At 49.2% G+C, this 12,686-nt stretch carries 3 protein-coding genes and 1 other RNA gene; 2 read left to right on the top strand and 2 right to left on the bottom strand.

Annotation, left to right across the window (positions count from 1 at the left end):
- Positions 1-27 precede the first annotated feature (27 nt).
- Together GJQ68_RS12575 and GJQ68_RS12570 are read right to left on the bottom strand one after the other, a co-directional pair.
- Positions 28-9,714 (bottom strand): T9SS type B sorting domain-containing protein, encoded by a 9,687-nt coding sequence (locus tag GJQ68_RS12575; protein ID WP_162417644.1) that lies wholly within the window; start codon positions 9,712-9,714, stop codon positions 28-30.
- Positions 9,715-10,113: 399 nt separating this feature from the next.
- Entirely contained in the window at positions 10,114-10,686 is a 573-nt protein-coding gene (locus GJQ68_RS12570) for a DUF3109 family protein (RefSeq protein WP_162417643.1), read from the bottom strand.
- Between the two features lie 412 nt (positions 10,687-11,098).
- On the opposite strand from GJQ68_RS12570, the gene rnpB reads away from it, so the two are divergent.
- Positions 11,099-11,501: RNase P RNA component class A (gene rnpB, locus GJQ68_RS12565), an RNA gene on the top strand.
- Between the two features lie 27 nt (positions 11,502-11,528).
- Positions 11,529-12,686, top strand: coding sequence for a sigma-54-dependent transcriptional regulator (locus tag GJQ68_RS12560; protein ID WP_162417642.1), 1,158 nt, complete (start codon positions 11,529-11,531; stop codon positions 12,684-12,686).

The raw sequence follows: 12,686 nt of genomic DNA, 5'->3' as shown, positions 1-12,686 counted from the left end.
CTTTTGTTCTCTTTGGTATGGTTCCCCTCAAAATATCAGGGTAAAAACCCCCGTTTGCGTCCCGGATTCCCCTGCTACCGAAGTATAATTGATCTTGTACACGTAATTCCCATTGGGGCTCAATTGGCCATTGAGGGTTCCATCCCAACCTGAATCCTCCTGACTAAAGGAGGAGTAAACCAATTCTCCCCACTTATTGAAAATGTGCATCTCAAAATCTTCGATACCCCGCAACTTGGGCAAAAACTTGTCGTTCAAGCCGTCTCCATTCGGGGAAAAGGCATTGGGTATTAAAATCCGGTAAGAGGAAACTACCTCCACTACCCTTTCGGTCTCAGAAACACAACCCAGAACGTCGAAAGTAGTCAGGCGAATGGAATAGGTTCCGGGTTTGTTGTAACTGTGCATGGGGTGTTGTTCATTGCTTTTGGTTCCATCTCCAAAATCCCATTCCCAGGTAAAGACATTCCCCAAGGTCTCGTCGCGAAACTGCACCGGATCGTTCACCAGAATTTCGCCTTCAACGCCGGTGGAAATGACGGTATATAAAAACGCGGCTTCTGTAAAGGCCAAAGGAAGGGTCACTACCCTTGAGACCTCTACAGCGCAACCGTTTTGATCGGTAACCCTTACTTCCACAACCCCATCTTCAAAAAACTGGGTTTCCAAGACATCTTGGTCACCCGTGTTCCAAGCTATATCGTACTCCCCTGTTCCACCCTGTATCTCGATCCAGGCTTCTCCAGTCAATAGCTGTTGTTCGCAGTCCGCATCAAAACGGGTAAACAATTCCACTTCCAAGGGTTCCGGTTGGGCAATAACCAGGGTATTTACCTGCGTGCAATTGTTGGCATCCGTTACCAGAACCGTGTAGCTACCCGCTTCCAGGCCGCTCCTGTTTTGTGTACCCAATTCGGGTGCATCCGACCAGGTAATCCGGTAGGGTTGTACCCCGCCGGTAATATCCAAATTGATAAATCCATTCGCATCTCCATAACAGGCCAGCGTATCGGTTTGATCAATCTCCACGGTCAAGAGTTCGGGCTCAGCCACAGTGTAGGAAGCTCCGGTGGAGCAGCCCATTCGGTCGGTAACGATCACCGAATAGGTACCCGGACCTAGGTTCCGAAGGTCCTTACTTTTGGCGCCGTTGGACCACTCGAAGGCATAAGGGGCCGTTCCACCCCTTACCTCAAGCAACAGGCTTCCGTTTTCGTTGCCATAGCAATCCACATCGTTTATCGTTTCATACACCGCCAATATCTCCGGCTCCCGGATCTGATAAGCCACCGTAGTGACACAGCCTGCTTCATCGGTGATTTCGGCCGTGTATATGCCAGGTCCCAGCCCTGTGATGGACAATTGATCGCTCACCCCGTTGCTCCAGAACACCTGAAAAGGACCACTGTTTTGATCTACCTGAATGGTGATTGCTCCATCATTCGCCCCAAAACAAGACACACTCTGAATGTCTTCCAGGCTCACATGTAGGTCCCGGGATCGTATTATCTCCACCTGCTCCCGGACGGAACAGCCTTTGGAATCTGTCACTTCCACCGAATACTGACCGGGGCCAAGATTGGATACAGTGGCAGTGGTTGCGCCATTGGACCACAAATAGGTGTAGGGTGCCAAGCCTCCACTCACTGACACGGAAGCCTCCCCACGCTCATCGTTGTTACAAATGCCTAAATTTCCACTGATGGATACATCCATCGGTAGGGACGGCTCAGGTACTTCAAAGGATTCGACCACCGAACATCCTTTTGCATCGCTGACGACCACTTCATACAGACCCGATTCGAGATCGTAGATATCTTTATCGGTGGACCCGTTAGACCAGGAGTAGGTATAGGGAGCCGTTCCGCCGCTAACTTCCAACTCAATGCTCATGACATCCTCCACGAAACAAAGCTCAAATGATCCCGATCCCTCCACGGCAAGGGCTGCTTCGGGCTCGGTTACCTGAAAGGTATAGCTATCAAAGCAGGATTGAGCATCCAAAATAAAGGCGGTGTAGGTCCCAGCTCTTAAGCCCGAGATCGAGGTACCTGTCATCCCGTTGCTCCATTGCACCCGGGGTTCCCCACTGCCTCCGGTAATGGTAAGGTCAATGGTGCCGTCTGTCCCCATCTTACAGGAAACGTCGGTGATGGCGGCCTCTACCTCAACCGGGTCTGGCTCTTCGATGGTAATGTCCTCCACCCACAAGCATCCATTGGCATCGGAAACCTGTACCTGATAATTTCCTGAAGGTTTATTGGAAACCACACTACTGGTTTCTCCCGAAGACCAATTAAATGAATACGGAGCAGTACCTCCGGAGACCACCAGACTGATGCTGCCGCTATCCTCTCCAAAACAGCGGATATCCGATACCAAGGGTTGCACCGACAAAGGAGAACCCGGCTCCCTTACCTCGTATTCCCTGCTAAGGGCACAGCCATTTTCATCTTGAATCAATGCCCGGTACCTGCCGGCTGCAAGTCCGGTCACTTCTGTTCCGGCCCCCACATTTGTACCGGTCACTACTTCCTCCCACTGCACGGAAAAAGGACCATTGCCGCCAGAGATATCCAGCCTGATCTCCCCGTCACTGCCTGCATGGCAACTTACAGGAATCACATCAGCCGCTACCAATATAGATTCCGGTTGCTGGATCAATACACGATCCCGGATAGAACAACCGTTGGCATCGGTGACCACGATTTCGTAATTTCCAGGAGCCATTCCGGTCCTTGCAGGAAGGGAATTACCATCCGACCAGCGGAAACTGTAAGGAGCGGTTCCTCCCTGGAGGGTTATTGAAACAGAGCCATCATTAGCTGCATAGCAACTCACATCCGAGGCATCTACCTCCATTTGCAGGGGAAGAGGTTCCTCCACGATTATCTCCTGAGGAGGCGAGGCACAGCCAAAAGCATCAACCACCATTACCTGGTAGGCATTGGCGGACAAACCCGTGGCCTGCATTCCAGGAAGGTGAATTCCGTTGACTACCAAGTGGTAATCGGGTCTTCCTCCTGAACCCTGGGCAGTGATTTGACCATTTTGGGAACCCGCACAGGTTACATTTTGCACCGAAAAAGTAAAATTCACCGCTGTGGGCTCTTCAATCTCATATTCCCGGATCAGGCTACATCCGTTTTCATCAATAACTTCAACCAGGTAAAGACCCGCTTGTAAACCGGAAATGTAGCGACCGGTACCGATATCCACGCCGTCATCGTCTTGCCAGCTATAGGTGAAGGCACCCGTTCCGCCCGAAGCCAACACCCTGATCGAACCGTCGGCTCCGCCAAAACAGCTTACGTCTGCGAGGTTCTCCAAAACCAGTTCCACCGGATCCGGCTCGGCAATTTCGATGGTATCCGTCCAGGAGCAACCTGCTGCATCTACTACCTCCAAGGTATAGGAGCCCGCAGCAATTCCGGCAAAGGAAAGTTCTCCCGGTGCCGCTGCAACCTGGGTCTCAGAATTAAAAGTTGCTGTATAAGGTGCCGTACCACCCGCCACTTCTAACCCTACGACCGCTTCATCACCAGCACAGGCCAGCAAGCCAGGGAAATCGACGGCTACCGTTACCGGAGCAGCAGGCTGTGATACCGTAATGGCCACATCCTCTGACCGGCAGGTTCCATTCATTGCAAAAGCGGTATAGGTACCGGCACTGAGTCCTTCGACGCTGGTACCGGTTATTTCCACCCCATTAAAAAACAGCCGGTAATCCGCACCTGTTCCTCCCGAAGGCATTAATTCCACCCTGCCGTCAGAACCTCCAAAGCAGGAAACAGGCGTAACCGTGTTTTGGAGTTCCACAGCAGCAGGCGCTTCGACAAGCAAGGTATCGGTGAGATCTGAGCAAGCACCGTCTGCTATGGCGTACCGATAATACCCGGGACCGATATTCACCAGCAGGCTCTCATCTTCCCAGGATGGCATGGAGGTGTATACCGTACCATCGGGAGAAAATTCCCAGGTAATGGCATAAGGCTGCCTTCCGCCAGTAATCTGAAGGTCGATGGAGGTACTTCCTCCAAAACAATTAATGGCCGGAACGGTCGCCGCTGCCTGTAGGGGCAAGGGTTGTTGAAGGGTTCTCTGAGGAAGATCAATCGTACAGCCATTGGCATCTCTCACCTGGGGCTGGTAGGATATATCGGCACTAAGTCCGTCAAATAGAAGGACTTCATTTTCTGCTGCGGTATAGGTGTTTCCGTTAAAGTCAATTGTATAAGGAGCCGTACCCCCTTCCAGGGTTAGGGAAAGACTGCCGTCCGCCGATTCGTGACAACTCAAATCCTCCCAGGAATAGTCCACCACCGATAGGGGTGCCAGGGGCTGCCCGATCGTAATAAATTGTTCTTCTGATACGCAGCCATTGATATTATCAAGCGCATAAACGGCATAGGTGCCTGCCTGCGCCATAAACGTATTGCCAAAAATCTGAGCTCCATTGACAAAAAAAGTAAAGCTGTCCTTTCCAGGCGCACTTGCGGTAAGGTCCACCGGCACAGCTTCCCCGTAACAAGCGATCGCCCCGGCAGCATAGCTAAGCGTAATCTCCGCCGCATCCGAAACGGTAACATCCTCGGTCAACTCCACGCAGGACTCCGCATCTGTAACCGTATACCGGTACTCCCCGGGAAGAATTCCCGTGATTCGGTTTTGCGTTTCGGGAAGCAGCTCCCAGGTACCTCCTCCCGGATTAAATTTTTCCCAGGAAAACGTGTAAGGTAAGGTACCTCCCGCCACGTTTACCTCCAGCCAGGTAGTCTCACCGGCGCAAAGAATGCTTCCAGCCTCTAGATCCGCCGTTAAGGGATCTGGTTCAGCTACGATATAGTCTGCCGTCAGGAAGCAGTTATCATTCTGATCCCAAACTTCAAGGGTGTAGGTTCCGGCAGCCAGGCCGGTAAATTCATAGGCCGTCTCTGCCAGTAATCCGGTCATGGGTAATGATGGACCGGCCTCGGGCACCAGCGCTACCCGGTATTCAGGAGTTCCCCCCGAAAGTTCAAATAGCAAAGAACCTGATGCTTCTCCGTAACAAATCGCAGGGGTCATTTCTGCCCGATCGATGGCCAGGGGTCGATCCGGCTCGGTCAACTCAATAACCTGTACATCGGACTGGCAACCCAGGTTATCCTGTAGCCAAACCTGATAAACACCGGGAAGTAAATTAAAAAATGAGGTTTGGTTCCCCTGATTGGCACCATTGATCCATACCGAATAAAGCCTTCCGGATTGAACGGTAGGAACTTCAATTTCCAACAGGCCATCGCCAGCACCAAAACAGGAAATGTTCTGAGAGGAAGTGGAGAAAGATGGCCGGACCACTGCATTTACGGTAAAGTTTCCTTCAATTACCGGACAGGAAGCATCTTCCAGGCGCCAGGAATAGGCGCCTGGAGAAAGATTTTCAAAGGTATACGTACCGGAAACTTCATTATCATATTGTTGCAAATACCCATCGGTCGAAGACACGGTCAGTTCTTTACCCGGATTACCTCCGGAAAAGGTAATGGAAAATATTCCCGTATCATCAGCACATTGAGGTTGATCCAGGTCTACTGAGTGTAGAAGAGGTTCGGGGCTGGTGATTTCATAATCCGGCGAGCTGATGGTGCAACCGCCCGCATAAACCAGTTCCACAAAATAGGTTCCGGCAATCAGGTTAGTCAAACTGCTTGTAGCAATGGGACTCTTTCCTCCCAAAGCAGTTTTCCGGTACCATTGCAAGGTATAGCCTCCACTACCGCCGGAAATACCGAACGAGATTTCGCCATCGTTAGCCCCAAAACAAGAAACCTGATGGGTGACTTCGGCATCAATTACAGGCGGATTCGGTTCATCAATGGTGATAACTGAAAAATCCTGGCATCCTGAAGCATCATCAACCCGCACGTCGTAGTCACCAGCTGGCAAACCGGCCAGGATAGAACTACTAGCGGCTTCCCATACGCCACTATTCCGAACGTAATAGGTATATCCAGGAACCCCTCCCGTGGCAGAGAGAAAAATAATGCCGCTTTCTCCGGGACAGGCAGCGTCCTGCGAATTAGTTACCAATTGCAAGGGGCTGGATGGCCCGGGCACAAGTACGGTTTCGGTAACGACACAACTTGCCCCGCTACTGTATTCTATCCGGTAATAGCCCGGATTCAAGCCACTCACCTGATTAACATCTTCGGCGACTAGGGTCTCGCTGGATAGTTCCACCCATCTATTACTGGCAGTGAGTGGATTACCCCCGCTGAACGCCACTTCTATTTCCCCGTCGTTCAATCCGCAAGTAGGTGGGGTTACCTGCACCAGGTCAATCTCTAGTTCATCAGGCTGTTCAATCAGCAGGTTATCCAGACGAAAACTACATCCGTTGGCATCAGTTACCGTCACTCCATAGGTCCCCTCTCCCAGATTAGTCGGGTTTTGATTGATAAAACCGTGATCCCAGTCGAAAAAATAAACTCCTGTTCCTCCGGTAACTTCAATGGTGATCCGCCCATCGTTTCTCCCGAAACACGACACATCAACTTTTTCCGTCAACTGCACCTGTAAAGGATCCGGCGCATCCAGGTTCACGTCCAAGGTGCTAATGCAGGAGTTTGCGTCCTCGACCAAGGCCCTGTAAGTTCCTGCGCCAATACCGGCAAGGGTTAATGAGGAGCCGGGAAAAGGAACAAAAACGCCGGGAGAAACTTCTTCTTCCCAGGAGATGCGGTAAGAAGGCTTTCCTCCTCCTACTTGAATTTCTATGCGCCCGTTTTCTGCATCGTGACAGGTCGGAGAAACCTTGTTTAATAAACTTACTCCCAATGCCGCCGCTGGCTGTCTGACCAAAATATCACTTAATTGCTCCCAACACCCATTCTCATCGGTCACGGTTACCTGATACAGGCCTGAAGCCAACCCGCTTGGATTCTGCTGATCTGAGGTGAACCCACCTGGCCCTGTCCAAGAAAACGTGTAAGCGCCGGTTCCACCCTGCACCGTCACCGCAATGGATCCGGTACTTTCCCCGAAACAGGAAACATCCACCGGGTCTCCATCCAAAGCAAGTTGCAATGCCGGAGTTTCCGGAATGGTAAACGTTTCCAATACTTCACAAGAGGGATTGGCAGGGTCAGTCACTTTCAGCAAGTACGCTCCTGGTCCGCGGTTGGTTAAATCTTCAGTGGTTGCGATAACGGTCGTTGGCGCGGTGGCACGGAACCATTCGAAGGCAAAACTACCCGAGCCTCCGCTGACATCTATCGAAATGGACCCATTTCCCTGGCCAAAACAGGTTTCTGGCAAAAGTTGCACGTTAGAAACCTGTATAGCAGGAGGCGATTCGATATCAAAATTTATATTAGGTACGGTACAGCCCCGGGCATCCACCAGGCTAATGAAATTATTCAATCCGGCTGGCAAACCGGAAAATTCGATCTGGGAGCCGGAAGTCGTTTGAGGCGTTCCTCCGTTCAAAGAATAGGTATAAGGGGCCGTTCCGCCGCTTACTGAAAATGAGATGCTTCCGTCACTAATCCCGAAACAAGTAACATCCTCAATAACTGGAATACCGGTCTGTAAAGGAGCCGGCTCATCCAACTCATAATCCTGGTAAACCGCACAGGAGTTCTGATCGGTAACCTGCAAGCGATACGAACCACCCGAAAGATTAATCAGGGAAAGCCCGGTTTCCCCCGGCAAGTCCTCGAAAACCCCGCTGATTTCCTTTTGCCATTGATACTGGTACGATCCGGTACCTCCCGAAACGGAAAGCCCTGAAATGGCTCCGTCCCCCGACCCCGCGCAACTTATTGGAGTTATCTCCAGATCGTTTTCATCAATAACAACCTGGTCCGGCTCATCCAGTGTAAGAAATTCAGTAATCGAACAGCTACCCGAATAAGCAATTTGTACCTGATACTGGTCCGCAGATAACCCGTCAAAGGTCAGGTCATTTCCGGTTTGGACTTCCCCATCAACTGTAACGGTGAAGGTGGTAGCAGCATCGTGAATTTGCACGCGAATACGACCATCTGAAGCACCAAAACAACTTGGCTCTGTGAGGGAATAAGTAACATCCGGTGCATCGGGAACCGGCACATCCACGTACAATACATGCTCGCAGCCTTCATCATCCCGGATAGTCACCGAATTCGTACCAGCCGGAAGCTGATTCGCTTCAGACCCGGTTTCTCCATTGCTCCACGCTAACGTATAATTACCCCAGCCCCCCTGAAGGCCTGTAACCCTTGCAGCACCATCGTTGGCACCCACACAGGTCAGGCCGGAGAGTAAATCGATCGACCCGCCTATCGCTTCGGGTGGTCCGTCCACCGTGACCGACAGATCTAAAAAACAGCCTCCCCCATCGGAAACCCGTACCGAATAATTACCCGGAGCAAGTCCTGTTGCCGTTCGGCCAGTTTGTCCATCACTCCACAAATAGGTATACCCTCCCCATCCTCCGGACCGTGCAACAGTCGCGGTACCATTTTCTTCGCCAAAACAAATTTCAGGAGTACTGCTGACCGTGGCTGTTAAGGCGGCAACCGGAGAATCGATACTTATCGTATAGGTAAGCGTACATTCCGGATAATCATCTCCCCCATGTCGCACAATGACGGTATAGTCTCCCGCAGACAATCCCGTAAAATCAGCTTCTCCTGATAACGCTCCGATCGCCACCACCTGATCGCTGAAAACCGGCGTATTGCCGGAGTCCAAAATATCCACTATAATTTCATCAGGGGGAAAGGCAAACCCCATAAACAAGCGCTCCGATTCCAAATGGATGGTACCATCCGAAGCACCAAAACAACTAATCGCAGAACTGCTCAAGTCAATATCCAAAAGCTGCTCGTCTGCAATATTAAAAACCAATTCCTCAGGACAATCCTCCAGCCGGTAATCGTCGGTTATCTCCAGCACATAATCGCCTGCTTCCAGTTGGTCATACCGAATTTCTCCGGAAGCAGCGGGCAGCCAGGAAGTGGCATAACTCCCGTTTGCCCTCCGTATTCGGAAAGCCACGTCCCCAGCATAGTCCGAAACATCAAATCGTATTCCACCATTCCCCTCACAGGTTTCTGCCAGCGTCCCGGGTCCACCATTTGGTGTCACTACCAATGGGTCCACTTCCTCAATGGTGATGCTGGTTAATTCTTTACATCCGGATGCATCAATCACTTCTACCAGGTAATCTCCGGCCGGAACCCCATTGAGATCCAGGTTTCTTCCAGCCAGGACGGTCGTCAAAACCACCGCTCCTCCTTCATCAAAAAAATTAACCGTGAAAGGGGCGATCCCATTTTCAATGGTGCCGTAAACCTGTCCGAAGGTTTCCCCCTCACATTCCTGATTCTCTTCGTAAAGAATATTTAAAATAAAATTAGTGCTACCCGAAAAATTGATGGTTTCCGAGTAGGTATTTCCATCGCTATCGGTTACCATCAGGTTATAATCCCCGCCTTGCGCCTGCTCGATGGTACTCATTTCATCTTCCCCTAAATCCACGTCCGTCTGGATTACGTTTCCTTCATAACTCCAAACGTAGGTGTAGGGAGCTACCCCATTTCGCACCCGGATGGATGCCATTTTTTCGCACTCCGAAAACTGGAAAACATCGCGGATAATAGGAGCCGCACCTGCCTCTTTTATACCCGAAAGCAAAAGCAGCCCTGTCCAAATACAAAGTACGCTATATGGGACCCGGATGATCATTGAATTTCCATTTGTTTTGTCAGGCAAATTCCAGCCGAATTACCTCAATTCTGAACCAGTAATTAGTAATTATTCGACCGCAGTCCCTGCCTTCTTTTTATTCTAGGTTTTCTGTATTTTATTTCACCTAAAAAGTATTTTGCTTTTTGATAATAAGTAATATTCATTTTACATATATTAAAATATACATGATAAAATATAATTACTTTAAGTAATTAATTGAATAATTTGATAGTAACAAAGGAGTTGCAAAAAAAATATACCGCCTGATAATCAGTCGGATTACCGTCGGAAATTGCGAAAAACAGACAGCCGCATTTATGGATATAAAAGCTGCAAAAAAATATCTGAGAAAGTGAAAAAAGTGGTTTTAGGAAAAAGGTTTCTCAATCAAAAGATTTACATTTCAGACGCTGCAATTCGGTCTAAAAGTTCTTCATACCAGGCAGCTCCGTACTTTCGGATCAGGGCCTCTTTGAGAAATTGATAAATAGGCAGGCCCAGGGATTTTCCCAATCGGCAAGCTGGATCACAAATGTGCCACCTGTCGTAGTTCAATGCTTCGTAAGCATCGTATCGGGTAATGCGTATCGGATACAGGTGGCAGCTAATGGGTTTCTTGAAACCGGTCTTACCTTCGTTATAAGCTTGTTCGATACCACATTTTAAGATTCCTTTTTCGTCCCGGATAGCATAGGCACAGGCGCCGTCTTTTTCTATGGTGGTCGTACCTTTTTCGTTCTCCTGATCGATGACCCAGGTACCGTTTCGCTCGATTGATTTTCGTCCTTCTTCTGTGAGAAAGGGAGCAATGGAAGGGTATTCCTTTTCCAGTATTTCCGTTTCTTCGTCTGATAGCGGTGCTCCGGCATCACCTTCTACGCAACAGGCACCTTTACACGCCTCTAAATCGCAAACAAAAAAGTGATCCTTTATATCATCACTGATCACCGCATTTCCAACTAAAATCATGTTGCTGTTTTTTTTACAAAGGTACCGAATTCATATAGGGAAAAAAACGAAAAATAAGTCTTGTCGTCCTATCTCCTATCTTCTCAAAGACCGATCCGCCCAGCGAAAGCCGTTTGTGTTGCTATTGCTGGAGGTAGTAGAAGAAAAATGCCGCCCCCAAAGGAGGCGGCATAACCCAGCACTATGAAGAAAAGCTCGTTAAAGCCTTACAGGTTATTAACTTAAGCAACTCGAAAATGTTTGAAGGATCGTAAATAAAATGTAAAAGAAAAACCCATTTTAAGACCTGCTGGCAAATCTACTTGTTTCTCTAAAACTCTTTTGTCGCCCATTCCCTGGTTTCGGAAGGTAAACTAGTTAATAAAAGGGTGGACAATTGGCATAAATGCCGTTATTTCATTTATTTTTGCAGGGTGCAGGCTGGTTTGTCGCTGTTCCCTGCTGGTCAGGGAAGAGAGGAAAGTCCGGGCAACGTAGAGCGCCATACTTCCTAACGGGAAGGTGCCTGGCCAGAAATGGCTGGGTAACAGACAGTGCCACAGAAAATATACCGTCTGGGTTCCGATTTTCGGTACCGGGATAAGGGTGAAATGGTGGGGTAAGAGCCCACCGGGTTCCGGGTGACCGGCACCGCATGGTAAACCTTATGGGTTGAAAGACCAAATAGGCTCCGGTCCAAGGGCTGCTCGTCCAATCCCTGTCAAAGGGAAACCGGAGTGGGTAGGTCGTTAGATCTTTTCTGCGAAGAAAAGACGAGATAAATGACAGACGCTTTGAAAAAAGAACAGAACCCGGCTTACAGGCCTGCACATTTATAAAAACAAAAAAGAAAACCTCCGAAGATGCCCAAAATATTAATTATCGACGATGAAAAAGTCATCCGGTCTACTCTAAAAGAAATCCTGGAGTACGAAAACTACGAAATCTTCGAAGCCCAGGATGGAGAAAAGGGTCTTGAAATGATACAAAACGATGAATTCGACCTGGTACTCTGCGATATTAAAATGCCAAAAATGGACGGAATTGAGGTGCTGACCAAGGTTGGCGCGTTGCAGAAACAACCCCAATTTATCATGATTTCCGCCCACGGCACCATCGAGACCGCCGTGGAAGCTACCAAAAAAGGGGCTTTTGACTTCATTCCAAAGCCCCCTGATCTAAACCGATTGTTGCTAACGGTGCGAAATGCATTGGACAAAAAAAACCTGGTACAAGAAACCAAGGTTCTAAAGAAAAAGCTCTCCAAAAAACTGGATATGGTAGGAGAGTCAGAAGCCATCAATCAGGTCAAAGAAACCATAGAAAAAGTGGCTCCGACAGATGCGCGGGTACTGATAACCGGGCCCAATGGTACCGGAAAGGAGCTTGTGGCACACTGGATTCATCAAAAGAGCAATAGGGAATCAGCACCCTTCATTGCGGTAAATTGTGCCGCCATCCCCTCCGAACTTATAGAAAGTGAATTGTTTGGGCATGAAAAAGGTGCCTTCACTTCCGCCATGAAACAAAGGCAGGGAAAATTTGAACAGGCCCATGGAGGCACGCTCTTTTTAGATGAAATTGGCGATATGAGCCTCTCTGCCCAAGCCAAAGTCCTTCGGGCCTTGCAGGAGCATAAAGTGAGCAGGGTAGGTGGTGACAAAGACATCAAAGTGGACGTACGGGTACTGGCAGCTACTAATAAAGATCTGAAAAAAGAAATCGCTGAAGGAAATTTCCGGGAAGATTTATACCATAGGGTAAGTGTCATTCTGATTCCGGTCCCCCCTTTGAAGGAAAGAGCGGAAGACATCCCCCTTTTGGTGGACAAATTTCTTGGAGAAATAGCAATAGAATATGGGACGGCTAAGAAAGAAATCGAAGCCGATGCCATAAAGAAATTACAGGAATTTCCCTGGACAGGGAATATCCGCGAACTCCGCAACGTAATAGAAAGGCTCGTAATTCTGGGTGGAAAAAACATATCCACCGAAGACATAAAAAAATATGCGAATTACTAA

The sequence above is a fragment of the Cyclobacterium roseum genome (genome assembly GCF_010119225.1).
GTDB lineage: Bacteria > Bacteroidota > Bacteroidia > Cytophagales > Cyclobacteriaceae > Cyclobacterium > Cyclobacterium roseum.
The sequence above is the reverse complement of the archived record's forward strand: the minus strand, read 5'-3'. Positions and strand labels throughout refer to the sequence as shown.

What these genes read in the sequence shown, in the direction of transcription:
- GJQ68_RS12575 (WP_162417644.1), bottom strand. Translation starts at nt 9,714, where the DNA reads ATGATCATCCGGGTCCCATATAGCGTACTTTGTATTTGGACAGGGCTG.
- GJQ68_RS12570 (WP_162417643.1), bottom strand. Translation starts at nt 10,686, where the DNA reads ATGATTTTAGTTGGAAATGCGGTGATCAGTGATGATATAAAGGATCAC.
- GJQ68_RS12560 (WP_162417642.1), top strand. Translation starts at nt 11,529, where the DNA reads ATGCCCAAAATATTAATTATCGACGATGAAAAAGTCATCCGGTCTACT.